A 26,240-nucleotide genomic window follows, 5' to 3' on the forward strand; every position below is an offset into this window, starting at 1 on the left:
TTCTATAGTCCTAGTCTATTAGCCACAACGGGACATGATATCCTTATTTTTCACCAAGTGCAGTAATTTAGAGACATATTGCGTTTAAAAAGCTGTTTTTTAGACTATTGTTTTATACAGAACAGCATCAATTGAATTGTAAGTTGCAGAGTCGAAGTTGATAGGTTTAAACTATGCAACCGTCATCAGCACAACGTATGCGATCAGGCACTTATGAACAACGACAAAAAACCAGAAAAAATAACAATTTTTGATGTTGCCAAAGAAGCGCAAGTTTCCAAATCTACAGTTTCCCTTGTATTAACTCACTCCGACAAAGTAAGTGACAAAAGTAAAGAAAAAGTTCTCAAAGCCATTGAAAAACTGGGTTATGTCTATAATAGAGATGCAGCTGCACTACGCAGTAAAAAATCCAACCTTGTAGCGGTAGTTATTAATGATTTAACCAACCCTTATTCTGCACAACTAGCTGTGGGCTTGGAAAAGCACATTTACGCGCTAGGTATGGTGCCGATGCTAGTAAATACTGGGGAGGATTTTACCCGTCAACAACAAGTTGTTAATACCCTCAAAGAATACAATGTTTCTGCGTTTGTCATGGTTCCAGCGCCAGGCACAACCAAAGAGTGGGTGAACCAACTGGTCTCATCCGGGTTTCCTGTCATCAACATCATGCGAGAAATCCAATTTGCCGAAGCCCCCTGCATTTTGCCTGACAACCAAAAAGGCACACACTTGGCGACCGAGCATTTGCTGCAAAAAGGGTTGTCATCAATTGCTTTTTTAGGCGGTACTGATGAAATATCTGATTACCATGAACGATTGAGTGGGTTTCGCTCTGCGATATCTGCGCACGTAGATCAAATTCAATCTCATGAAATAATGGCACCAACAAACCGCCAAGGCGGCAGAGATGCATTCCATCAGCTATTCAGTATCGCACCAGATATTCAAGCGATTGTATGTTTCAGTGATGTAATTGCTTACGGCGCTATGGAAGCAATGCGTGAACACAATCTAGTGCCAGGCAAAGATATCAAAGTAATTGGGTTTGATGATCTCGCTGACTCACGCTTAATGCGCCCTGCACTGTCATCGGTTCGTATTGACGCAAACGACATTGGTAAGCGGACTTGTCAGGCGCTTAGTGAAATACTTAACAAATCTCAACCACCAGTGAGAACACTGGTAGATATATCTTTACAAATACGAGAATCATCTTCTTAAATGACCAAAGTTTTAGTTATCGGCTATGTATGGCCAGAGCCTAATTCATCGGCAGCTGGCGTGCACATGCTGTCTTTATTGCAGTTTTTTAAAGCACATGGCTGGCAAGTAGAATTTGCAAGCCCGGCGCAACAAACAGACCATATGGTCGACTTATCAAGTTATGGTATTACAAGCAAACCAATAGCACTCAACTGTAGCTCTTTTGATCACTATATCGAAGCGATGTCGCCTGATATTGTCATGTTTGATCGCTTTATGATGGAAGAACAGTTTGGCTGGCGGGTAGATAAATTTGCTCCCAATGCACTAAAGATTTTAGATACAGAAGACCTACAATGCTTAAGAGGTGCTCGCCACAGCGCAGTCAAAGCTGGCATCGATTTTCATCGCGATCAACTGTTAGATAGCGAACTTGCCAAACGAGAAATAGCGGCAATATTACGATGTGATTTATCTTTGATCATTTCTGATTACGAGCTGGAGTTACTGACAAGTACATTTAATGTCAGTCCTGAGCTGTTATTGCATTTACCTTTTTTAGTTGACTTAACGCAAACTCCGTCACAGCTTCCAAGCTTTCATGAACGAAAGCACTTTATGACCATAGGTAATTTTCGTCACGCGCCAAACTGGGACTCAGTACTTTATTTACAAAAGTTGTGGCCAGCAATCAAAAAGCGACTTCCGGATGCTGAGCTGCACATTTATGGCTCATACCCGCCCAAAAAAGCCACGGCTCTTCACAACCCAAAAACAGGCTTCCTTATAAAAGGCTGGGCTGACGATGCAATTGATGTGATGAAAAATAGCCGTGTTTGTTTATCACCGCTTAGATTCGGAGCGGGCATCAAAGGAAAGTTTTTAGAAGCGATGTTGACCCAGACACCATGTGTGACAACTCCTATAGGGGCTGAAGGTATGCACGGCTCTTTGCCGTGGCATGGTGCAATTGCGGAAAATGAAGAAGAGTTTATCGATGAAGCGGTCGCGCTCTATAGCAATGAGTCTTACTTTAAACAGGCACAATTAAACGGCCTGAATATTTTGTCTGCTAGGTATGATAAAAATGCTTTGTGTAGCCGGCTCGAAAACAAAATATCTGCTATTCAGAGTAATTTGAGTCAGCATCGTACGCAAAACTTTTATGGACAGATGCTTAAACACCATACACTTCGTAGTACCCAATATATGTCCCAATGGATTGAAGAAAAAAATGCAAACAAAATGCGTTGAAAATCCGACAAAACTGGTTAGAATGCGCGGCGTAACTTATTATTAGTTTTGTAGAAATAAACAACGAGTCGAAGTCTCTGTTTTTACCCTGAACTAATTACACCGCGAACCATGTTGTAGCATGCTTTTTTGCCTTTTTTCGAACGAATCAGTCAGCCAAAAGCGCTTCAAATTTGCAACATAATTTTGCGATACCATAAGGTACTTTGTTTTTGTTATTTGGGATTTAAGTGGTCGCACTTAAATATCTGGGCTCGCCCTTAACCACGCAACTATTAGGTATTGCACAGTTGAATTCAGCTACGTTTACCCAAAAGCGCAAGTTTATCGTTAAACTTGGCAAAATGCTTCATCAGTATGGAACTCCTGCCTTTCGATTAGAAGCACATTTAATGGAAGTGGCCACACACCTTGGTTTAAAATCATCTTTTGTTATGTCACCGACATCAGTCACTTTTGTTATATGGACCGATGGGCATGAGGAAGAGTACACCCACGTAGCGCGTGTTGAACCCGGCGATCATGATTTGGGGTCTTTGGCCAACACAGATGACGTCGTGAACAAGATGCTTGCTGGTGAGCTAAGTGTAACCCAAGCTGATGAAAGCTTAGATCAAATCCAAAATGCGGAATCCCCCTATTCACGCTGGCAGATGGCTGTGGCCTTTGCGATTTCTGGTGGCGCATTTGCCATGCTTATGGGAACAAGCTGGAGTGATGTCATTTGGTCAGGCATTATTTCAATCTTGGTTTATCTCTTTATTCTTTGGTCTGAACACTCTAAACGCGTTACCCACATGCTAGAACCCATGGTCGCTATCGCGGCAGCTTTTGTGGCTTGTGCGGTTTCAGCTTACTTTGACCCTCAGTTGAACATCCGTTTGGTTGTACTTTCGGCCATCATAGTATTTATTCCAGGTCTGGCACTCGCTCTGGGTTTCGCTGAACTCTCTGCGAGGCATTTAGTTTCGGGCACTGCGCGCGTAATGGATGCCTTTATGCTGTTATTTAAGTTATATTTTGGCGCATTTTTAGGCATTAGCATCGGATTCTATGTCTTTGGTCAAGTCGACTTTGTGCAGCCTGAAGCGTTGCCTAAATGGACTGCATGGCTCGCAGTATTTTTACTTTGTATGAGCTTAGTTGTCATCTTTAAAACTAAGTTAAAACACATTCCTTGGTGTATTACATCCGGCTTTATTGCCTATGCAGTCTCAGTTAGCGCAGCCATTTATTTTGATTATGCGCTTGGAACATTTGCGGGGGCTTTTGCAGTTGGTATTTTCAGTAACATATTCAACCGAGTTGAAAATGCACCAGCATCAATTGTGACGATGAAAGGGCTAATTGTGCTCGTTCCAGGCTCTAAAACATATATTGGGCTTAATTCACTGATTGAAGGACAGAGCTTTGTAATGGCAGATCATATCGGACAACAAACCTTCTTAATATTTATGTCTCTTGTAGCAGGCCTGATATTCGCTAACGTAACCCTTCCGCCTAAAAAGAGCTTGTAAATAATAACGTAATTAATTGAGCCATACGGTTGTATGGCTCTCCTGAATGGCAAACCGCCACCAGCCTAGGTAATCTGAATATTTATGTCTCTCGTTACAACCTGATATTGGCCAACGTTACCCTTCCACCTAAAAAAGCGAGTAAATAACAACATGATTGAGTGAGCCATACGGTTGCATGGCCCCCCTTGAAGGCAAACTATCACCACCAGCTTAGATACTCTACTGGCCTCTGTGGCGCCGATTTCAGGCTATCTCTAAAACGACTTTACACTGGCTCCTCGTTCTACACCAACTTCACATTATGGCGAACCTTGCACCATTTAAATTATCTATTTCAAAGTTACCACAGCCAAGACGCAGTATCTGGGTATACGCCGTTGGTTTTTTGTACTTTAACCACTGTATTTATCAAATACTAAATATCATTAGTTATGAATGTAAATATAATTTCATTACCACATAGATAAGTAAATTTATTTATAAAGCTCAAAATTCAACCAGCTGTTTTTTATAACAATAAAAATCAATAGTTTAAAGTTTAAAAATTGATAAGAAGCAACATTTCACAACTATTAATTTTCATTCAAGATTTAACAACTGCTCTTGTTGTTAAATCTTAATTGCACAAGATTACATTCGAGTGATTACGTTCAAATTTCATCCAAGGGGATTGGTATCATGTTTAACAATAAGAATAAGTTGTCGCTGGCAATAAGCTCAGCATTGATGGGGTCAACTTTATATATTTCACCGTTTGCATTTGCTGAAAATGACAGCGCTGTTTCAAACCAAAAAGAAGTGGAAGTGATTCAAGTACGTGGCATCCGTGGTAGCGTTGTTAAGTCACTTAATACAAAACGTTATGCAGATGCAATCGTTGACGCTGTTACAGCTGAAGACATAGGTAAATTTCCAGACCAAAATGTTGCCGAGTCATTGCAACGAATCACAGGTGTGTCTTTAACCCGTAACTTCGGTGAGGGTGAACGCGTCAGTATTCGCGGCACCAGCGAAAGCCAAAACCGTACATTGCTCAACGGTCAAGCTGTCGGTTCAGCTGACTGGTGGACAAACTCAGCAGCCAGCCGTGGTTTCAACTATACCATGCTACCTTCCGAAATTGTTGCAGGCCTTGAAGTCTATAAATCACCCGAAGCTGATATAGACGAAGGTTCAATCGGCGGAACCATCGTTGTTAAAACAAGAAAACCACTGGATTTAGACGCGAACAAAGTTGCTGGCTCATTACTCGCACAATATAGTGAAGTATCAGGTGAAACTGATCCTCAAGCATCAATCATGTACAACTTTAAAAATGATGATGAAACTTTTGGCGCACTTGTTTCTGTAATTCGACAAGAAAGAAACCTGCGTCGAGATGGCATTGAGGCATGGAGTTGGGCTGATAGAACCATTACGATGGCAGACGGAACTGTTCACGAAGATGTGTATAGTCCCGGTGGTGGTGGTTCAGCAATGTTTTCGCAAGAGCGAGTCAGAACTGGCGTCACATTGGCACTGCAGTATCGTCCAAGCGACGCGACCGATATTTCATTCAACTTGTTAGATTCTACGCTTGATGCCGACAACGAGAACCAAAACTTCCTTTGGTTACCTGAACGTGGCGGCTCTCAGTATACTGATATCACTATAATTGATCATGACAAAGTCGGTAGAATGGTTGTTGGTGGTACTATGGGGCTCTCTCCTGATGGCACCAATATTCTAAATGAAACAAAGGTCAGAAACTCTCAACTAAAAACAAAAGCCTATGACTTAAAAGTCGAGCATGAAGGCGAACTTTGGCACTCTACATACCAGCTTGGTTACACTGAAGGTACAGGTGGTTCGCAGGCGGATCGCTCGGTCGGCTGGGTAGGAAATTATGTGCATTCATATGACACATCACAAGTTGAAGACGTTAAAACATCTTACGGCGCAGATCCAAAAGATGGTTCTAAATGGAACCTTGGCTTTTTGCGATACGACAGTAACGACGCAAAAGACGATGAAAGCTACTTCCAAGCTGACTTTAAACGCCCCATCGATGTTGCCGTTTTCAGCGAAATCAAAATGGGCGTAAAATATCGTGACCACAGTCGCTTTAATACCAAGCACACTACTCAAAACCGCACTGATTTGAATTGGAGTCTAGCAGATTACTCTCTTAGTATGCCGAGTGATTACCTTTCTGGGTTAGGCTCATCAGGTACTTTGCGTGCATACGCTATTACAAACTCGGACAAGGTACGCCAAGATGGTGATGCATTAAACTGGCCGTATGAAGTGTTAAAGGCCAGTACATTCGACATCAAAGAAAAGATTTTGGCAGGTTATGTTAAAACAACGATAGATGCCGATGGTATGCGTGGTAACTTAGGTGTAAGACTTGTACACACCAAACAAGAGTCATCAGCATTTGCAGGTGCATCTGGTGCAGAGCTGTGGACAACCCAAGATAAAGATTATTTTGACGTTTTACCTAGCATCAACTTAGCGATCGATTTAAATGATGACCTATTAATGCGATTCAGCGCGGCAAGAGTGATGTCTCGACCTGACTACGCAAGTATGACCGCTTCAACTTCATACAACGTAGAAACGCAAACGGGTACCGGTGGTAATCCAGATATCGACCCATTCCGTGCAACCCAGTTTGATACAGGTATTGAATGGTATTTCAATGAGGCAGGTATCTTCTCAGCTGTATTCTTTTACAAAGATATTCAATCGTTCCTTGATAGTACGCCCGCTTTTGAGACTCATGAGAACACTTTGATCCGAATTAGTCGTCCGTCAAATGGTCGCGCGGGTCGGATCCAAGGTCTTGAATTCGGTTACCAACAAGAATTACTAGAAGGCTTTGGTGTTTCAGCCAATTACACTTACGTGGACGGTGAAGCGAAAGACAAAGATGGCAATGACGTTACTATCCCTGGTAACTCTGAGCACACCATAAATTTAAGCGCATACTACGAAAACGAAAGCCTAAGCGGTCGAATCTCTTACAATCATCGCTCTGGTTATGACTCTGGTAACGACTGGCCTGGCTATATTGATGCCTATGGACAAGTAGACGCAAATATTACCTACAACATCAATGAAAACCTAGCAGTTGTACTGGAGGCAATAAACCTCACAGATGAGCATACATTTAGCTACCAAGAAGAAGGCGTTGAGCAAGCCCTTACAGGTGTCTACGCCGATGGCAGACGATTTGTTGCTGGTGTTCGCTTTAACTTCTAACCCTTAGAAAAGTCTCCCTGTGAAAAAGCTATTACAGCTTTTAAACACCGGGAGGCTATTTATAAGTTCGCTGCTAACACAGCGGCATTAGGCGATGGAAGGCCACTCCCTGCCCAGGAGATTTTGAGCTGAAGTCTACGCTTGTAGACCTTCAGCTTTTCTTTTTAAACACCTTATACTTTGAGAATATGGTAATTGTTTTTAAAAGCTGTAGAATCGGTCATTTAGGTACATAAATTAGCATAGTGAATAAGTAAAATTACACCTAACGCAAGTTGGGTAGTTAGCAAAGGGTGCCATTTTAGTCAGCATGAACCATTTTAGGCCTATTAAACTCTTGGTATTGATTTTGGTCTTGTTGTCGCCAACAAGCCAAGCTGATTTATATACTGCCACGCAGTATTACCAACAGCAAAAATACGTCAAAGCCTATAACGAGTTTTATCAACTGGCCCAGCTGGGTAATGGCGATGCCATTTATAATTTGGCCGTAATGTCATTACATGGCCAAGGAACTGAAAAAAACCTATCATCTGCCCATGCGTGGTTTTCACTCGCAGCTGAGTACGGGATCTCTGAATCTCTTAAAACAGCCCAGTTAATTTCTTCTCAATATGCTAATCAACAAGTTTTAGCACAAGTACTAAACGACAAAAAGGAACGCTTTGGCTATCAGTATGTGAGCCAAAATTATTACCCCAATTTAGACCACACGATTGCACCCAATAATGCATTGTCGCGAGTTTATGAAAAGCTCCCTGAATATCCAGAGCAGGCGGCAAGACAAGGCCTTGAAGGTTGGGTTTGGTTAGAGTTCGATATAGATACATCTGGTGTGGTCAAAAACCTCGTTGTAATTGATGACTACCCTAAGAATATCTTTTCTTCGGCCTTAATTAATGCGGTAAGCGTCTGGCGCTATAAGTCCGGTCAGGCAAAAAGAAATCATTCTTTGATCTATCATTTCACCACCTTTAAAGGAAAAGAGTATAAGCGAACACTCGCATTTCAACAGCAAGATTATCAGGTTGAAATAAAGCGTCATATTGATGCAGCTGAACAAGGTAATGCACAAGTTCAATACTATATCGCAAACTGGTTAAGCTCTGACAAATACAACGCAAGTCAGCTACTTAAGTATCATTGGCGAGATGACAGCGCCTATTTGACTATGTTACTTGCTGCGGCCAAAAACGATCTACCGATAGCCCAATACAAGCTTGCAATAGAGTTGTTGACCAGCACGGATAAAAGTCAATTTAGTGTGGCATTAAATTGGCTAAAAAGAAGCGCGAACAAATTCGCTCCTGCACAATACAAACTCGCAACGCTATATAGTGACAAGAACAGCCAAATTTACGCTCCGAGTGAGGCCTCTAAGTGGTTCATCAAATCCGTTGAGGGAGACAAACGCGCCGCTAAAGCCCTTAGCCTGCATTTATTTAATCACGCGATGGGTGATAAAGACATTGTATTTTGGCTGAATAAAGGGCTCGAACTAGATAAAGATGACCCCGAGTTGCTTTTATTAAAAGCCAAACTCACTAAGCCCAAAGACAGAAATGAAGCGCTAAAATTAGCGAAAAACGCCCAGCGACAAGCCCAAAAACGACAATGGAACACCACTTTAATTGAAGAGTTTCTCAACACAGTAAAGTAAATTGAAAATTAGAAAGTCCCCTTCTTTAAAGCTCAGGTCATGACGATTAAGTGATACCCCCAGCAGATATGGCTCACAGCAGTGCTGACGTTATTTGTTATCTAAATTCACCCGTGATTTCGCCAACGCAGATCAACTACTCAACTTTCACTTCAGGGCTCTACAATATGTAAGCCCACTTTTAAAGTATCATTTTTTAGCGAGACTGAGCGGCTGTGACAATGCTCCTTTCTATGCAGCCAGCGCAAATCTCTCCGTATTGCATATGCGCCTTAAACACACGACTCTGTTGATCGAGGTAGTTATATGAATTCGAAAGTAGAGATGCATCAATCGAAAAATGCTCAGCCAATGTTGCGGTGATCACTGGACTCTCGCCCGCTTTTGGAGCTTTTTGCTCAAAGTGAACTCTTCCAATATAGGTGAGCTTTTGGTGTGAACTCACAAAACTTTGATGTGCTTCACCTTTTTTATAAATCGAAAGAAATGGTGAACTCACTTGCCACCCGACGATTCTGTACACTCCCTCAGGGAGGCTTATTGCAAACACACCATCTTCATTGACATTAGAGTTCAAGGAAATAAAGGTCGACTCTTCAGTATCCATATTTTGAAAATGAAGTTGATAATCCGCATACACGCCACTGTAGGACATAGTGCCCCATACAACACCATTGCTCGGTTTTACATTTTCTACATAAACATCATCAATATTTTGAGAGGCACAACCACTAATAAAAATGGTCGTCAATATAGTGCAAATGCGCTTCAATCCCTTCATAAACATACCGCCTTTAGTTGAAACCACAGCTACACACTGCACTTTTATCTACCTAATTGCAACAAATAAAACATTAAAGCAAACTTTACTCTAAGATAAACTCGTGCAGGACAATATCCATTTCAAGGTTTTCGACACGGTTTAGAATGATCTGCGTACCACTTGCCGTCGTACTTAGGCCTAAGTCAGCATTTACGTCATACAGGTGCAATCCTATATCTGCGATAAACTCATTCTTTTGCAATTGGCTGTTAAAATTGAACAATGACAGCTGGTGACCTTGCCGAATAACATAATAAATTCCATTTTCATGAACTGCGGGGCGATATAGCTGCAACGAATGAGAGAGCTGCTGTAGCGGAATTTCCCCTTCCAACGCTTCAAATAAATACGCCTTAACATCCTCAATATATGATTGAAAGCTAATATTCTTCTTTACAAGCGGTACATACTGCTGAGCATTTTCAGGCAATAGTGCATTGCTGGCGTTGGCGATATCATGACGCCATTGCTGTGGGTGGTTTGATTCTGATGTTTCGAAAAAGAGTGTTTTACTGTCATCTGACCAATAAATATTTTTTAAAGACTGGTTTTCCTTTACTACCGAGTGAGGGGTTTTAGAAAAGGTACTGATTATAAATAGTGTATTAGACTGGCTTAGAACAGCCAAGTACTCGCCATTAGGCGAAAAAACCAGCAATTTCGGTGTATCTTTTATTGGTAACTTAGTCAAAAGGCTGGGACTAGATTTAAAACGGTGCTTTGACCATATTTCTACATTTTCAATATGAGGATCGGCATGTGAGGCCGTTGAAACATAAGCTAATTGCATGCCATCAGCAGAAATACTAGCATGGGTATCTATTCGTGAATTAGAAGAAATCGGCTCAAAGCTATCACCTTGTAAGTTGTATGAGTATAAATTCACTTCCGCAATGCCTTCGGTATGTGCAATAAGCCCCTTACCCCGATCCAGTGATACTTCTGATACCTCGCCAAATGGTCTGTACAATGAAGTAACTTCACTACTCGCGGAATGAAGCTTTAACTCCTTGCCCACACTCAAAATATCACTGTCACTCAGACCAAAATACGGCTTCCCTGGTATGTCTATTTTCGCCGTCGTCGTTACCTCACCATCACCATTCAATATACCTTGGTACCATTGTTGCGCTTGCTGATAAATAACCCGATTGCCTCGCATATGATAGTCTTCAGCGCGTGTCACCACTGCTCGCTCAGACAAACTGATCTGCCTATCTTCCGTCTCTTCTATTTGGTATTTGACTAACTCTTTATTCCCCTCATTCATTTCTCTAACAAAAAGCTGCCCAGTGGAGTTCCAAGTCACGTTACCAGGTATTTGTGCACTGTCACAATCCAAGACAAATACATCCTTATTTAAGCGCCAAAGTTCGATTGTATTGTGTACTGAAATAGCTCTAATTTCGCAGCTAAATGGACTGTAACGATAATATATTAGCCAGTTTCCATCCATCGACCAACTTGGTGCTTGTTCGCTATACCCAGAGGATTTGATAGTGTGTGAGGTGTTGATCTGAAGGTCGTAGACCACTAAATCGTACTGACTTTCTCCTGTTACAATCTGACTATAGGCGAGGAAACGGCCATTAGGTGAAAAGTTCAAATAAACCTCTGCACCGGGAGATGATGTTAAACGCGAAACGTATTTCACCTGCGTAACAGGTTTAGATGCACTGAAATCGAATAAGACCAGAAACGCGCTCATCACCCCAATGAATAGCCCAGCAGTGAGCCAGTTTAAAGGCACATTTTTTTGTGGCGTTTTCGCATGCTGAATTATTGTTGGGGCATTTGCAACATCTGCAATGCACTGATAGCCAACTCTTGGCACAGTTTTAATGAATTTAGGTTCTTTAGACGTATCGTTTAGGGTCTTGCGAATTTGCGCAACGAGCTGGCTGACAGAGTTATCGCTAACAATTAAATTTGGCCAAAGCTGGTTAATAATGTCATCCCTGCTAACGGGGTTCGGAGCTCTCTCAATCAATAACTTTATTAGTGCCAATTGCTTATGCTCTAAGGGCAGCCAATGCCCTTCGACTTTGACACTCATTTTTTGAGTATCAATCAAAACATCATTTAACAAAAAGCGTTCAAACCGCATTTATTGATCCAATCTAAAACAGGCCTTAACCATACAGCTCAACACATCGCGGACTATTCCATTATGATCACACTATGTTATGATGGGGGACAAATTTATTTTACCTAAAAGCAACTTTACAGTACTTTCTGTTGCACTTAAATAGAAATATAAAAGCAAAGTTTCCCGTACGTTAAATAAAAATAGGAGTTGGAAACAATGATTATGAAACGCATTATTTACCTGTTTCACCTCCTAATGCTTTTTATCTGTTCTGTTTGTTTCGGCCAGCAAACACAAAATCATCCAAACAAGCCCAACCAGGACCCAACGAAAAAGTCGAGCACAAATGACGACCTAATACACATTGAAATCAGGGCCTTTCATGACAGCGTTGTCAAGTCTCTCAATGTGAAACGCTTTAGTCAACAAACATCAGACAGTATAAGCACGCAAGAAATCGGCAAATTTCCTGATAAAAATGTTGCAGAGGCGCTTCAACGGATCACTGGAATTTCACTATCGCGCGTTCAAGGCGAAGGCGAACGAGTTGGCGTTAGAGGCACCACACCAGAGCAAAACCGTACCTACCTTAATGGTCAATACTTAGCATCTGCCGATTGGTGGATTTCTTCTTTACCAAGTAGAGGGTTCAACTTTACCTTGCTACCAGCGGACATCGTATCGAGCTTAGAAGTGTATAAAACACCAAAAGCCAACCAAGATGAGGGCTCACTGGGTGGCGCAATTAACATCAAAACACTCGACCCATTTTATTCTGATCCAGGGACACTCTCACTTACCTCTCAGCTACAATACAACGACTTGTCTCAGCAATATGACCCTCAGCTATCAGCGGTTTATAGCTGGATAAATCCATCACAAAATTTCGCGTTGCTGTTTTCTGTTAACCACCAACAACGTAGTTTGCGCAGAGACGGCCTAGAATCCTGGGGCTGGCATGAGCGCGACTATAAAGTCAATGACGAGGGACAGTTAACTCCAACAAAAACGCAAACAGGCGACCTTCAAAAAATATGGTCACCAGGGGGAGGTGGCTCTGCTGTATTTCAACAAGATAGAGCGCTTACTAGCTTTACCTCCAGCGCAACCTACCATATCGATGAACACTGGACCTTAAGAACCCACCTGCTTCATTCGCAACTCAGTGCTGATAATTCAAACCAGAATTTCCTTTGGCAACCGGGCAAGGCTTTAGATGCCGGTAGCCAGCTTAGTGACTATCAGATAATCGACCAGACTCTCGCCTACGGCAGTTTAACACCAGCCACAGCACAGCCGTTCAATACCAGTATGGAAGCCATTTGGAGAGAGGCACAGATCCAAACACAAAGCATTCACTTTGACCTTTCCTACGTTGGTCCTTGGTGGCATGCACAATACCAAGCCGGATATACGCATGGTGATGGCGGCACAAGCGAAGACAATACCGCACAGTTTGCAACTAATACCCAATATAGTTTTGACACCAGACAAGTAAAAAATATTAAAACTAGTTACGACACTTCACCACTCAATCCCAACCAATGGTTTATCAGCGAAGCGCGCAATGACAGTCAAGACGGCAATGACGTCGGTTATTTTTTGCAAAAAGATTTCTCTCGCGATCTCTCTTATCAACATCTCCGAACTTTTCGCTTTGGAGGAAAATATAAACGCCATAAACGTGATTTTATCCGCATGCGCTCGCAGCGTGGTGGTTTGGATGGATTGGCTGGACACTTGAATACGACACTTGCAGATTACCCTGCACAATTTGTGAGTGGCTATTTAGATGGCATTGGCGATCAACACACTTTAAAAGAGTATAGCTTTGCCGATATCAAAACATTAGCAGACGACTTTTCAACACTTAGTTTTGTACAATCAGAAGAAAAGACCAGCCGCTTTTCAATTGAGGAAGAAACGCTCGCGGGCTACGCGATGCTTGAACTTGCAGGTGATACCTACCAAGCTAATCTAGGCGTCCGAGTTGTTTCAACTTGGCAAAAATCCAGCGCTTATGAACGCATCGCTACCTTGCCAAGTGATCAAGCCAATTATACTTGGCAGACTAAATCAAAAAATTACACTGATATTTTACCAAGCCTCAATATCCAATTTGATTTGACCGAGCAACTCATTTCTCGATTCGCGGTCGCAAGAGTTATGTCACGTGCTCAGTTCCATCATTTGATGCCTTCAACCAACTACAATGTGACGCAGGCCCAAGGGCAAGGCGGAAATCCAGACCTTGATCCATACAGAGCTACCCAGTTTGATTTTGGATTTGAGTGGTATTTTGCAGATTCGGCACTCGCGTCTATCGCCCTCTTCAGTAAAGATGTTGAATCGTTCATTGAGTTCAATCGCCAACTCGAATCCCATGAAGGCATTTTAATGTCGATAGACAGGCCTATCAATGGTGCGGGTGGCGTGATCCGAGGCCTTGAACTCAGCTATCAACAGGCCATTGCATACGGGTTTGGTATCATTGCCAACTACACCTTTGTTGATGGAGACCGTACATCACAACTGTCAGGTCAATCGGACTGGATCCCGGGTACTTCAAGACACAGTGCAAACTTAACGGCCTATTACGAAAATAGCTTTATCAGTATGAGACTTGCGTATAACTACCGTACCAAGTTCGCAACTGGTATTGGTGAAACGAAGATGGATGACTATGGTCAACTCGATGGTAATGTGACACTGTCAATAAGTGATGATTTAGATCTTATCTTTGAGTTCCTGAATATCAATAATGAGCTTATTTATACTTACGACAGAAATGAATATGCACCAACAGCCATTTATCAAAACGGTCGCCGCTTTTACCTTGGTGCAAGATACCGTTTCAATACTCACTAGTTTTATCAAAAACTAAACTAGATCCCACCGCATATTCCACGCGTCATGCTCTGCACTCGGGGTTAATATTAACCCTAGTGCAAGCGGCTCTTTTATCAAAACAGATAAAATGTAGCCTCTTTCTTTGCGGGCTAATTCAACCTGATTTTTACGTTACTTACTGCGACTAAAAACCTAAAGCATTGAAAGTAAATACAACTCTACAAAGTCAGACGCAATAAATAATTCGGGCACTTCAGTGAGATCACTAAGCTGTATTTGAAATAGCAATGTTCTTGCAGCAAAAATGTTCATTTTTAGTCATTCATCAATTATGCTTATTTATGCAATTAAGCTGTTGGTCGCATACCTTGGACGATTAGTCGCAAACAGTGGTTTTCTGTAAGACCGAACGTAAAATGGCGTAAATTTTTTTATAGCTCGACGTTTCACGTCTTTCTCACACTCTTTTTCAAGGCTAGTATAATGAAATTGATAAAATCGACTATTGCTCTTGCTGTTGGCCTCGTCAGCACAAGTACTTTGGCAGTAGCTCAGTCAGATACAATCACCCTAGAAGATATTCCAAAAATTAAAAAAGTCATTAGCTCAGCGGTCAGTCCTGACGGTGAATCAGTAGCATTCACTCGCTCAGTGCCGCGTGAACTATACGTCGACAAAAATGGAAAAAATTATGCTGAGCTTCACCTTGTAGATGACAATGGCGTCGAGCGTCCGTTTATTACTGGCAAAGTGAATATCAGCAGCATCTCATGGTCAGCTGATGGCCAATTTATTTATTTCTTAACTAAGAAGAAAACAGATAAGTTTAAAACTTTGTACCGCATTGCTTTCAATGGCGGTGAAGCACAAAAGGTATTTGCTTTAAAAGACACATCAATCTCAAAGTATCAACTTAGCCCAGATGGGAAACAAGTTGCAGTCCTTGCCATGCCTGCGAAAGATAGCGCTGAAAAAGAGCTGAAAAAACTTGGTTTTATGGCCGAAGTATATGAGCTGGGTTTAAAGAACAAACAACTTCACATCATTAACTTAGAACCTAGCCAAAAGCCTATCATGCCTGATGTTGTCGCAGTAGAAGGGTATGTGAGCGATGTTAATTGGTCGGATGATGCGAGCAAACTACTTGTGAAAACGCAACCTACAGCGCTTATAGATGACCAATATATGAAGTCTCAGTGGCATGTTATGGATGCTACAACAAGACAAATTACAACATCGTTTAAGACTGAAGGTAAGTTAGGTGAAGCTGAGTTTTCACACGATGGTAAGTATATCGCTATTTTAGGCGCTGAAGACAAACACGATCCTGCAAAAGGCCGCTTATTTTTAGCAAATGCAGAAACAGGCAAAGTTGAAGAGTGGATCCCAAACTTTATGGGTCATATTGGTGACTTTGAGTGGTCTAATCGCAAAAATACACTTAACTTTGTAGGCCATGTAGGCGCAGAGAGCTTTGTTGGCCAAATTAAAGTTGGCACGGCAAAATATAAAAAATTAGTCAAAGAAGGCCGTTTTATCGCTGGTCGTCTGTCTGTTTCTGACTCAGACAAAACAATTGCACTAACAGCCCACACTGCAAAACACCCAAGCGAAGTGTTTATGTTACGCAAGAAACGCCCTACTCGTTTGTCTAATTCAAACACATGGTTAGATAGCAAGCGTTTTGCAAAACAAGAAGCACTGACTTTTAAAGCCCGAGATGGTGTTGAGATTGGCGGTGTCCTTATCTACCCACTAGGTTATCAAGAAGGCCAGCGTTACCCTCTTATAATGTCAGTGCACGGCGGCCCAGAATCTCACGATAAAAATGGCTGGTTAACGAGCTATTCAGATCCTGGCCAAATGGGTGCAGCACGTGGCTACGCTGTATTTTATCCAAATTACCGTGGCTCAACAGGCAAAGGTGTTGACTATTCGAAGTTAGGCCAAGGTGACTACGCAGGTAAAGAGTTTGACGACCTAGTAGATATGAAAAAATATCTTGTCGATACTGGCTTAGTTGATACAAAACGCGTAGGCATCACTGGCGGCTCTTATGGTGGTTATGCGTCAGCTTGGGGCGCAACAAAGCTAACAGAACATTTCGCAGCAAGTGTTATGTTTGTCGGTGTGACTAACCAGTTATCGAAATTTGGCACAACTGATATTTCAAACGAAATGTTTTTGGTACACGCGCGTTCTTACCCTTGGCAAAAGTGGCAATGGTATCTTGAGCGAAGCCCTATCTACTGGGCCGGTCAGTCAAAAACACCACTATTAATTATGCACGGTAAAGATGATCCTCGTGTACACCCTGCACAATCAATGGAATTGTACAGATACATGAAAGTACAAGGTAAAGATGTTCGTCTGATTTATTACCCAGGAGAAGGTCACGGCAATCGCAAAGTGGCAGCACAATACGATTACAGTATTCGTCTAATGCGTTGGATGGATAACTATCTTATCCACGGAAACAAAGCCATGCCTGACTATAAGATAGATCATGCAGCTAAGCTTAAAGCGACTAAAGAAGCGAATAAATAAGTAATTCCATGTCAAAAGAGTAAAGCGATGTGAAGTCGCTTTGCTCTTTTCTTTTTGCCACTCAAAAATATGCTTACCAAAAATTCATTACTCCTATGAATTCTCAATGACCCCTTCCATGCGCTTCAAAGCACGAGAAAGTTTAATACCTTCCCTAAAAGAACAATAATTTTGGCAAGCTTATTTTTGAGCTGTTCCCATAATAAATCAAACAAGCTCAAAATAAAACCAAAATATTTTCAATGTATAAACGAAAAATATACATTTAAATTGACGGATCAAAAAATACTTCTATCGGCTCAATACGCCCTTTCAAGGTCACTTCGGCGGCTTTTTGCAAATCATTGTGCTCTGACTGCATAACACTCACCTTACTGATAAGTAAAGGCTTTTCTAAATCTTTGGTTTTACTCTCAATCCTAGCCGCAACATTAACAGTGTCTCCGATGACCGTGTAGTCCATACAACTGACGCTGCCAACATTACCTGCAATTGCTTCGCCACTGTGTACACCAATGCCAATTTCTAAACTCGGCAACCCCTCATCAATAAACTCTTTATTTAGTGCCTCTAAAGCCTGCAACATCTCTTTTGCCGCATCTATCGCATTTCTGGCACTGTTTCCTTCATCTTGAGGCGTGCCAAAAATGGCCATTATTGCGTCGCCAATAAATTTATCAACCATGCCATCATATTTAAAAATGATAACGCTCATGGCTGAAAAATATCGATTTAACAACCCTGTTATGACTTCGGGTTCATGAGACTCACACAAGCTTGTAAAACGTCTTATATCAGCCATGAGTACAGTGACATTTCGCCGTTCACCACCGGGCTCGATATCCACTTTGCCCGTTTCAACTGCACTGACTAGCTTTTTTGGCAAATACCTAAGTAACCTTTCTCTGTGACGCAGGCGGGTATAGGTGTTTGTGATGTAACTTGAAATCGACCACGCCAGTAAACCTGAAAATAAAATGATGATCTGTTCGTGCATCTCAATCGCCCGGGCAGTCCCACTGTGTTCTAAAATGACGGTTCCTGTTGCCAAACAACATAACGTTGAATAGTAAATAATGAGCTTACCCTGTCTAAACGCACTCATCACATTGAACAAAATCAACGCACTAATGAGCATTAATTCAAACTCGGTATTGTGCATATCATGTAAAAAGTGCCCAATCTCAGACAAAAACTCCATTTCCAATGTGATTGCCAAGATAATGAGATAGTCAAATAAGATGGATACATACTTTAACCAAGGCTTATATCCCTCACTTTTGGCAAAGCGTGCCACGCACAAACACCAAATCGCAGTCAACGCCATGGTGCCAACATCTACTATAATAAGCGTCCAGTCTACCCCTCTATTTAACAAGCCTATAAACAGCTCTAACAGGAATAGTGACATCAGTCCCACAAATCGAATTTGGTTGATATGGAATTCCATTTCCATCTCTCTTTGCTGATAACAGTCCGTAAGTAACACATCAAAAGACTCGTCTATATCCTTTAACCATTTCATAAATATCATGCCACCATTTAGTCACTTTTATTTGCCGCTACAAAAACCACACGCGCTACACCCAACTCCTTTAGTGTAGCTTGGTCGCTTTCAAATACATCAGGTGATAAAAAACAAAGAGGAATCCACAGCATTCACAAATGACAGCCTCTGCGCTACTATTGCAGCCACTACAATGGAGTGATTACCCAAACCATGCTGTATTTTTTAGACTTTAAATTCGATATTCAACAAGGTTTACTCTTTCAAAATCAGAGTAATGTGCCTTTAACCCCAACTCAAAGTAAGCTTTTAGCGCTTTTAATCGAATCAAAAGATAAAGTTCTTAGCAAAGAGGACATACTCGATCACGTTTGGCACGAACGCGTGGTATCTGAACAAGTGGTGTTTCAAAATATCAGCCAGCTACGGGCGATAATTTCAGACGAAGCGATAAAAACTTTTCCCAAACGCGGCTATCAATGGCAGCTTGAACTAAGAACACCATCAGCTAGCAATACTCCATCTGACGAACACCCAATAAAAAATACAGGTAGAGCAAGCCTTCCTTTGATCATTGCGCTAATTTCATTTACAGCCTTCAGTCTATCGGCTTTGTTTTGGTATTGGCCGAGCAGCAGCATTACAGCGAGTCATGATGTCTCTCAAAAAGCTCAATCAGTTTTGTTAGTGCCTATTTCCCCGCGGTTTGAGGGGCATCTCACCTCTGAAACACAGGCCCTAAACCATACCTTGTCTACCAATTACCTCGCCCCGAGTAATACTAGCTCCGCACAAGCGATATTCAATTCACCCTACATAGAATACAAAAAACTAGTCCCCTCTTCAGATAAGCTAATTGTGAGTGGTTTTGTATATCAACAACGCATTGAAGAAGAACAAGTATTTTTACTGGAATATCGTCTTCAAGGCCACTTAAGGCATTGGCAAGGGTATCTGTACGGTTCCACAGTCAATGACCTTAAAGCCCAGTTAAAAAGAAAAATAGATAGCCTTGTTCAGTCAGACTATTTCTATTTGCAAATAGATTCCTTTACAACCTCAGAGCTAGCAATGCTCAATAACCAAGACCCCAATGATTTAGACGTTTTAAAACATTTGATAGAACGTTTGCTATCTGAATATAACCACAATGTGGCCAGCGCTCGAATTGAGCAAATGATAAGCCTGAGTGAGCAACAAAACCATCCGATATATATGGCCTATGCCCAATGGTTAAAAGCGCGTTTATTCATCGCATTAAACCAGTTTCAACTGGCACAACAGCACTTAGAGCAAGCCAACAACTTGATGGACCAAGCCGACTTTAATGCACTCAACAGCGAAATCAGTAAGTCACTTGCAGATGTTGCCGCACACCACAAAGACTTCCCTACAATTCAAAAGCATTTATATAAATCTGCCAGCCAAGCTCGCTTAGCTAACCGACCAGTCCAAGAAATAAGGGCTTATACACTGCTATCGATTAATGCATATAAACTAAAGCGTGATAAAGAGAAGTACGACTATTTGTTTCAAGCCAAAACACTGCTTGCCGATCATCAACTCGACGGCTCTCACTATATGCTTATTTTTTATCATTTTGCGCTGTTTGCACAAACCATTGAAGAAAAGCAACGCTTCTATTTAAAAGTGCTAGAACAACCAGTTACACCAGAAAACTACTGGGTATTTTTCTCTGTCAGCGAACAGCTCGCTAACTTATATTTAGGTCAAGATCAGTCTGAGCAAGCTTTGGCTTTAGCGAGTAATATTACTGAGCCAGCCAGAAAACACTTTTTACTTGCCAAAATTTATCATCGACTAGCGCAGCCCGAGTTAGCAAAGCAGCACGCGCGCATCAGCTTTAATACCGCCCGAATGCAACATATTGACTGGGTAGGACTGGATATGGCGCTAAAACTATTGGAGTTGGGCGCAGAGTTGCAAGACGAAACAGATGCTATGATTTATCGTCACTATATACAAAACACTGCTCGCCCTAGATGGCAGCTCATTAAACGAGAACAGCTTTCGAAATTAGGGGTTATCAACCCCTATGAGCAGAACAAGAAAAAAATCTAACTTGATTAACTAAACTTTAGTAACTCATGTTGGAGTTCTCTGATTAGCAGCACGGATTTGTACTTCATCTGACTTGCGATTGTGAGCAAAAAGCGAGCAATAAAATGCTGCTATCGCAGCTGTTAATAAGTTCAAATCAATTGAACTCCCCATATTCAGAAGATGGGAAAATCGCATATTCTGAATATAGGGCAAATTTAGTCATGGAAAAAAGCCGAAAGTAGATAGAGCTCAGAGAGTTAGGTTATAACAATCAAAGAGTTAAAGTGTAAAATTGACGCACAATCTAGGAAGAGCCTTACTTGGCTTGTTTCACTTTTAGACCTATCTTTTTATTAACTTAGCTCAAAGAAGCAAGCTACTGTTGTTTGAGCACGACTTTTTTGTTCGGGTTCTCGGCAAAGACGTTAACACCTTCTGGAAATTGAAACCAAGGTAATGCTTTACTTCCCCATGCGTGTAAAGGAGGCGTGATCCAATTCGGGTCATCAAAGCTACCGCCAGCAACCGCAATGCCGTTAGGCATAGCTTGAGCCGTCCACATTATTGTTGTCCCGCAGTTTGTACAAAAGCGGTGAGTAACACTTCTTTCGCTATCTGCTATTCGCGTATATTCTTTGTATTCACCTTGTATTTTAAGGTTTTCTTTTGGAAAAAAGCAGCCCATCCCAAAGGCAGAACCTGTACGTTTTTTGCAGGCAGTACAGTGGCAAACAGCTAAACCCATAGGGTCACCAGTGACTTCATAGTTAAATTCACCACAAGCGCACGATCCAGTTTTTACAGTAGTCATATATATCTCTTTTTTAGTTATCTACGTTAGATTAATGATGAAGTCATGGCTTATGCAGGTTGCACAACGCCAACCGATTCACAATGGGCTTTAAATGCCTTGTTCAAGTCTTTAAAGCTCTTAGTTAAACCAAGCTTGAGTAACGGATAAAGTAAGTAACCATGTGCTTTAAGTGTTGGCGTTGCTTGGAAAGAAAGTAGCGTGCGATCGGTTGATACAGCGGTTAGGGTAAAGGTTACATCGTTACTGCGTACCGGAAATATTTTAGGCGCGTTTTTCACTTCCACTTTCATTGAGAGCGTGCCGTTGGCGCTGTCATAATTTGTAATTGTTTCCTCTGCTTTTAGGCCATTAGGTTTATCGCTCAATTCACATACTCGACCTGCACAACTTGCACCTTCCAATTGGGTATGTGCTTTCAGTGCGTAAGATTTTTTAACGGCAGGAAACCATAGTTGAATGCTTGTAAAATCCTCTGCAAGTAGCTTCCATACAGAGTCTTTATCTAAGTTAATTTCGATAGCGGTAGCTATATTCATGTTTTAGTCCCAAGTTCAAAGTTTCAATTTATTGACATGAAATGATTTTAAACGGACACTCAGCATTCCGATATAGCAGAAAAGAGACCCTTGTGGTGCATATAAGTTCCATAGACTGGCAGGATGTTCAGTTTTTTGTTCATGTTGCAAGAGCAGGCAGTGCAAGAGCAACGGCTGAGGCACTGGGTGTTAGTCACACCACAGTTAAACGTCGAATTGATAATTTGGAAAAACAGCTAGGTACGCGTTTATTTGAGCGAAAGGTGACAGGCTTTAAGTTGACCAATGAAGGGAAAACAATGATGAGCCATGCTACTCAAGCTGAAGATGCCATTTTAAGTGCTGAGCGCCAGCTACAAGGAAAAGACCACGAATTAAGTGGTGAGATCCACTTAACTTTGCCAGATGTGTTAGCTCATGAGCTGCTGATGCCACATTTGCATCAGTTTACTGAGCAATATCCAGCGATAGATATTGAAGTACTTATTTCTAGCCAAGTACTTAACATCTCTTCGAGAGAATCAGATATTGCGGTGCGGATATTAGGGTTTGGTAAACAACCACCGGAACCTTTAATTGGACGGAAATTAGCGACGATTAGTAGCTGCTTTTATGTCAGTGACAATTACCTTGAAAATAGAGACTTAGAAGCAAAAGACACGGATGCCTGCTTTTTAGGGTGGGGTGAAACTGACACTAACCCAGAATGGATAAAAATGTCTCCATATCCCAATATAAAAAGGCGTTATAACTTTAATACCGCGGCGTTACAAGCCCAAGCACTAAAAGCCGGGTTAGGGATCGCTATGTTACCTTGTTTCTTTGCGGATAAGCTTGAGGGAGTGATGCGCTTACCCGATTGTGAACCTATGTTAAATCATGAGGTCTGGTTACTGTCTCACCCTGATCATAGGGATGTCACACGGTTACGGCGCTTTAGAGAGTTTTTAGTCGATTTATTTGAGAGCAAAAAAGAAGCATTGCTAGGGCAGCAACAAAATTAGACAAGCCAGCAGACCCAATACTTTCATATGTAGTAGCTCATATATGACCTAATAGCATGGTTGAATAGGCTTAGACTTCATCTGACTGGCAGCTAAGAGCGAGAAGCAAACGCCCAGCAAACTCGTTTTTGGACAGAAGTGAGTTACAACGAATATATTACTTTAATACTCAGTAATTACTAATTAGGGCTTAGTACTAGCAATTAGTTAATCTTTAGTTCTGGTGGTTTTTAATCTTAAACGGTTCAAGATGGTTTCCTTGTCTGTTTAAATACTCTCCTACGGAAGTGCCCGGATAAGTTAGATAGCTGAGATCTGCAAGTCTATTTTTTGATAATTTGCTGCTGATATAACCCCAAGAAATCTCTTATACAAAATCAATTCTTTGAATGAATTATTTGAGAGGGTGCTCTTGTACTTGCTGAAAATGTTCGGATCTAAGCTAAATTAGTTTGGAACGATTGCTACTTTTAATGGACTCTACAGCCGGCCTAACCATTAAAACGTCAATATTCAGGAGCAACTAAATAAAGTGTTGGATTATTGGTAATTGACTGTAATTGACTGTAATTGCCGCATGAAGAATTCCTGCTAGACTTTTTTCGTATCTGGAGCCGCTCGAATTCGCTTCTTTACTTTAGAAACCTGATATTTGTGCGAGAAAGGAATTAATTATGGGGCTTTAGCCCAAGTTTTGTCGGGAGGCACTGAGTATCTTAAAGTTCGTGCTCCTAAGAGTCATGAATATATGCCTGACTATTCACAATTCAATACTCGCAAGGATGAAACATCATGCTGTGTTTAAATAATACCTTAACCAAGCAAGCGCTAACTGATAATCTTAATACGGTTCATACCATAAGTATGGGTGAGTTAGCAGTTAAGTCACTGTATTTACCATACGCAGGCGAAGTTGAGCCTTCATGGTATCCGGCTGTTTCTTCAGCACTGACCACCATGCAGTCGCAAGCATCCTCATGGGAAACGCAAACCGGACCCGCCATATTTTCAATGGTACCGCAAAGCGTACTGGACTTAGGCAATTTTTGTATTAACACCTGCTCTGAGATGCAATCGATCGTTAACCAAGCTAAGCAGTCTGGCGCAACATCATTAAGCAGTACTCAGGTTGCTGATTTAAGTGCAATCTGCAATGAGATCAGCCAAATGTGTAGCCAAGCGAGCACTAAGTTAGCGGGCTATGATACGCACTTATGCCAAGTGATCAGTGACTTTACCGCTGCGCGCACTGAACTGGTAAAGGCGGTGAATGAGGCTGAACAAGTGCTTGAGTATGATGAAACTCAGTTGCAACAAATTGAGGCGCAGATCAGTGCGTTGCAAGTAAAAATTGCGCGCTTGTCGTCCGATCTAAACCATGAAGAAGTCGGCACTGCGACCGCTGTGTTTGGCATTGTTGTATCGGCTGTAACCATTGCGGCAACGGGCGGATTAGGGTCAATCATTTCAATTTCAGTGGGGTTAGTGCAAGTGGCATTCAACACCATCAAAGAGGTGATCAACAGCAAAGAAGTACAACAAGACATTGATGCCATTAATACCCTGATGGTTGAAGCGAACGATGAGACTTTTCAGATGATGGCTATGCGCTCTTTGATCCAATCTATCGATACGGTTTTGTATCAGAATATGAATTATCAAGATGCGTTCCCAACCCTTGAAGCTTTGCTCTCAACCTTGTCTGCTGAAGCACAAAATATTTCAGTTGCATTGGCGCAGCCAAGCAACGAGTGGAGCAAGATCCCAAATCTGCTTACCCTTGAGGCAGCTCAAGCGAATTGGCAAGAGTTGATCACCTTCGCTACACAAGCGCAAGAGTCACTGCTGACTAGAAGCCAAGAAAAAATCTCGTTGAGTACATCGGCAATTTAATACGCCATTGTAGTCAAAAAATATAGTAATAAATTGAAATTAAGGAAAAGTCATGACTGATACAGCTAACACACTGGCACCTGATACAGATCAAACGCAACAAAACTTAGCGGATAACCTCAATGCTAATGCTATCGTAACTGCATACGCGCATGCCATGATCAATGTACAACTTAGCCCTATTCCTGGCTTAGATTCACAACCTGATTGGTTTGATACAATGCAAACTAATCTAACCACAGCTAAAGAGCATGCGGATTTCTGGATTGAAGATTTAGGGCCGCGTTTATTTGCTACTATTCCGCAATCAATCATCAACTACAACAACACGTTTATAAATGCGACCAATGATATTTTGGGCATTATTAAAGATGCTGCTGGTAACCCAACTGACGCACAGAAAAACTCAATCATAGAGTTACTACAGGCGACGCTGACACGTTTGGAACAGCAAAAAAGCACTATCAAAACAGCGCAATCTGATTTGGTGACTTTCTCAGAAGACATCCAAACGGATCACAATAACCTGCTTGAGGGAAACAATGGCGCGATTGCGGCATTACATGAAGATCAAGATAAAGTGATTGAAATTCAAGGTAAAATTGTTGAGCTTAATCAAAGATTAGCGAAGGATAAGACTCTGGCTACGGTATCAGAAATTGGTATTGGTGTCAGTATTTTCTTAGCGGTAGCGGGTTTTGCACTGGCGATCGCAACAGGGGGGGCGGCAGCGCCTTTAGTTGTCGGTGGTGTTGGTGTGGTTGCCACGGGGGCTGCGATAGCTGGTACCGTTATTTGGAATGATGACATCACACAAGATTTGAAAGACATCAATGACGCGCAAAATGAATTGGATGCGGAGCAAGCTCAGGTTTCTGCGCTGAAAACGATTATTTGCACTGTAGAGGGATTAGTGATGCTTAATGAGTCTGCGCAGACAGCGTTGTCGCAAATTCTAGATATGTACGAAACGCTCAGCCAGAAGATGACAGCGGTGATCTCTGACTTAGAACAAGCACAAGCAGATGAAGTAGGTGGTATCTTGCAAAAACTGGATGTTGAGTCTGCACAAACAGCTTGGGGTCAACTTGAGCAGTTTGCTGAAGCAGTTGAGCAAACGTCGATGATTAATCAAGGAACAATGGACGCGCCGCAAGAAGAGACAACAGCGGCTTAATTGACTGATTAGCCCTAAGCTCTGCTGTGGCAGGGGTTAGGGCGCGT

The 26,240-nt window shown here is 41.8% G+C and carries 16 protein-coding genes; 11 read left to right on the top strand and 5 right to left on the bottom strand.

Annotated features, from left to right (window positions below; all coding sequences use genetic code 11):
• The first annotated feature begins 213 nt into the window (after nucleotides 1-213).
• The 5 genes from QNM18_RS17780 (at nucleotide 214) to QNM18_RS17800 (ending at nucleotide 8,889) form a co-directional block, all read left to right on the top strand.
• Nucleotides 214-1,227, top strand: a complete 1,014-nt coding sequence (locus QNM18_RS17780) for a LacI family DNA-binding transcriptional regulator (RefSeq protein WP_211008418.1) — start codon at nucleotides 214-216, stop codon at nucleotides 1,225-1,227.
• A complete protein-coding gene (locus tag QNM18_RS17785; RefSeq protein ID WP_211008417.1) occupies nucleotides 1,228-2,463 on the top strand; it encodes a glycosyltransferase family 4 protein in 1,236 nt (411 codons plus the stop codon).
• 290 nt (nucleotides 2,464-2,753) lie between these two features.
• On the top strand, nucleotides 2,754-3,980 hold the full coding sequence (locus QNM18_RS17790; protein ID WP_211008862.1) for a threonine/serine exporter family protein: 1,227 nt from the start codon (nucleotides 2,754-2,756) through the stop codon (nucleotides 3,978-3,980).
• Nucleotides 3,981-4,661: 681 nt separating this feature from the next.
• Nucleotides 4,662-7,229, top strand: a complete 2,568-nt coding sequence (locus QNM18_RS17795; protein ID WP_284138002.1) for a TonB-dependent receptor — start codon at nucleotides 4,662-4,664, stop codon at nucleotides 7,227-7,229.
• Nucleotides 7,230-7,539: 310 nt separating this feature from the next.
• Nucleotides 7,540-8,889, top strand: a complete 1,350-nt coding sequence (locus QNM18_RS17800; RefSeq protein ID WP_211008415.1) for a TonB family protein — start codon at nucleotides 7,540-7,542, stop codon at nucleotides 8,887-8,889.
• 196 nt (nucleotides 8,890-9,085) lie between these two features.
• On the opposite strand, the gene QNM18_RS17805 is transcribed toward QNM18_RS17800, so the two are convergent.
• Nucleotides 9,086-9,670 (bottom strand): hypothetical protein, encoded by a 585-nt coding sequence (locus QNM18_RS17805; RefSeq protein ID WP_284138003.1) that lies wholly within the window; start codon nucleotides 9,668-9,670, stop codon nucleotides 9,086-9,088.
• An 85-nt stretch (nucleotides 9,671-9,755) separates the two neighbouring features.
• Nucleotides 9,756-11,819 carry a winged helix-turn-helix domain-containing protein gene (locus QNM18_RS17810; protein ID WP_284138004.1) on the bottom strand — a complete coding sequence of 688 codons (2,064 nt, stop codon included), beginning with the start codon at nucleotides 11,817-11,819 and terminating at the stop codon, nucleotides 9,756-9,758.
• 204 nt (nucleotides 11,820-12,023) lie between these two features.
• On the opposite strand from QNM18_RS17810, the gene QNM18_RS17815 reads away from it, so the two are divergent.
• Nucleotides 12,024-14,669, top strand: coding sequence for a TonB-dependent receptor (locus QNM18_RS17815; protein ID WP_247687170.1), 2,646 nt, complete (start codon nucleotides 12,024-12,026; stop codon nucleotides 14,667-14,669).
• Between the two features lie 465 nt (nucleotides 14,670-15,134).
• Entirely contained in the window at nucleotides 15,135-17,198 is a 2,064-nt protein-coding gene (locus QNM18_RS17820) for a S9 family peptidase (RefSeq protein ID WP_284138005.1), read from the top strand.
• A gap of 265 nt (nucleotides 17,199-17,463) precedes the next feature.
• Here the strand turns inward: QNM18_RS17820 and QNM18_RS17825 are convergent, their stop codons facing one another.
• Nucleotides 17,464-18,723 carry an adenylate/guanylate cyclase domain-containing protein gene (locus QNM18_RS17825; protein WP_284138006.1) on the bottom strand — a complete coding sequence of 420 codons (1,260 nt, stop codon included), beginning with the start codon at nucleotides 18,721-18,723 and terminating at the stop codon, nucleotides 17,464-17,466.
• Nucleotides 18,724-18,918: 195 nt separating this feature from the next.
• Here QNM18_RS17825 and QNM18_RS17830 point away from each other — a divergent pair, with 195 nt between their 5' ends.
• Entirely contained in the window at nucleotides 18,919-20,787 is a 1,869-nt protein-coding gene (locus QNM18_RS17830; RefSeq protein WP_284138007.1) for a winged helix-turn-helix domain-containing protein, read from the top strand.
• A gap of 358 nt (nucleotides 20,788-21,145) precedes the next feature.
• Here the strand turns inward: QNM18_RS17830 and QNM18_RS17835 are convergent, their stop codons facing one another.
• Both QNM18_RS17835 and QNM18_RS17840 read right to left on the bottom strand, forming a co-directional pair.
• Nucleotides 21,146-21,580: a GFA family protein gene (locus QNM18_RS17835; protein ID WP_284138008.1), complete on the bottom strand. Its 435-nt coding sequence runs from the start codon at nucleotides 21,578-21,580 to the stop codon at nucleotides 21,146-21,148.
• A 50-nt stretch (nucleotides 21,581-21,630) separates the two neighbouring features.
• Nucleotides 21,631-22,119 carry an SRPBCC family protein gene (locus QNM18_RS17840; RefSeq protein WP_211008408.1) on the bottom strand — a complete coding sequence of 163 codons (489 nt, stop codon included), beginning with the start codon at nucleotides 22,117-22,119 and terminating at the stop codon, nucleotides 21,631-21,633.
• 92 nt (nucleotides 22,120-22,211) lie between these two features.
• On the opposite strand from QNM18_RS17840, the gene QNM18_RS17845 reads away from it, so the two are divergent.
• The 3 genes from QNM18_RS17845 to QNM18_RS17855 all read left to right on the top strand — a co-directional run bounded on the left by QNM18_RS17845 (nucleotide 22,212) and on the right by QNM18_RS17855 (nucleotide 26,193).
• Nucleotides 22,212-23,123, top strand: a complete 912-nt coding sequence (locus QNM18_RS17845; RefSeq protein WP_211008407.1) for a LysR family transcriptional regulator — start codon at nucleotides 22,212-22,214, stop codon at nucleotides 23,121-23,123.
• Nucleotides 23,124-23,915: 792 nt separating this feature from the next.
• Nucleotides 23,916-25,016, top strand: a complete 1,101-nt coding sequence (locus tag QNM18_RS17850; RefSeq protein WP_284138009.1) for a hypothetical protein — start codon at nucleotides 23,916-23,918, stop codon at nucleotides 25,014-25,016.
• Nucleotides 25,017-25,068: 52 nt separating this feature from the next.
• Complete coding sequence (locus tag QNM18_RS17855; RefSeq protein WP_284138010.1) at nucleotides 25,069-26,193, top strand: HBL/NHE enterotoxin family protein; 1,125 nt, start codon at nucleotides 25,069-25,071, stop codon at nucleotides 26,191-26,193.
• Nucleotides 26,194-26,240 lie beyond the last annotated feature (47 nt).

The organism is Pseudoalteromonas obscura (assembly GCF_030135505.1).
In the GTDB taxonomy this organism is placed as follows: domain Bacteria; phylum Pseudomonadota; class Gammaproteobacteria; order Enterobacterales; family Alteromonadaceae; genus Pseudoalteromonas; species Pseudoalteromonas obscura.

Coding starts and splice junctions, on each gene's coding strand:
- QNM18_RS17780 (WP_211008418.1), top strand. CDS start 214: ATGAACAACGACAAAAAACCAGAAAAAATAACAATTTTTGATGTTGCC.
- QNM18_RS17785 (WP_211008417.1), top strand. CDS start 1,228: ATGACCAAAGTTTTAGTTATCGGCTATGTATGGCCAGAGCCTAATTCA.
- QNM18_RS17795 (WP_284138002.1), top strand. CDS start 4,662: ATGTTTAACAATAAGAATAAGTTGTCGCTGGCAATAAGCTCAGCATTG.
- QNM18_RS17800 (WP_211008415.1), top strand. CDS start 7,540: ATGAACCATTTTAGGCCTATTAAACTCTTGGTATTGATTTTGGTCTTG.
- QNM18_RS17805 (WP_284138003.1), bottom strand. CDS start 9,670: ATGAAGGGATTGAAGCGCATTTGCACTATATTGACGACCATTTTTATT.
- QNM18_RS17810 (WP_284138004.1), bottom strand. CDS start 11,819: ATGCGGTTTGAACGCTTTTTGTTAAATGATGTTTTGATTGATACTCAA.
- QNM18_RS17815 (WP_247687170.1), top strand. CDS start 12,024: ATGAAACGCATTATTTACCTGTTTCACCTCCTAATGCTTTTTATCTGT.
- QNM18_RS17820 (WP_284138005.1), top strand. CDS start 15,135: ATGAAATTGATAAAATCGACTATTGCTCTTGCTGTTGGCCTCGTCAGC.
- QNM18_RS17825 (WP_284138006.1), bottom strand. CDS start 18,723: ATGAAATGGTTAAAGGATATAGACGAGTCTTTTGATGTGTTACTTACG.
- QNM18_RS17830 (WP_284138007.1), top strand. CDS start 18,919: ATGCTGTATTTTTTAGACTTTAAATTCGATATTCAACAAGGTTTACTC.
- QNM18_RS17835 (WP_284138008.1), bottom strand. CDS start 21,580: ATGACTACTGTAAAAACTGGATCGTGCGCTTGTGGTGAATTTAACTAT.
- QNM18_RS17840 (WP_211008408.1), bottom strand. CDS start 22,119: ATGAATATAGCTACCGCTATCGAAATTAACTTAGATAAAGACTCTGTA.
- QNM18_RS17850 (WP_284138009.1), top strand. CDS start 23,916: ATGCTGTGTTTAAATAATACCTTAACCAAGCAAGCGCTAACTGATAAT.
- QNM18_RS17855 (WP_284138010.1), top strand. CDS start 25,069: ATGACTGATACAGCTAACACACTGGCACCTGATACAGATCAAACGCAA.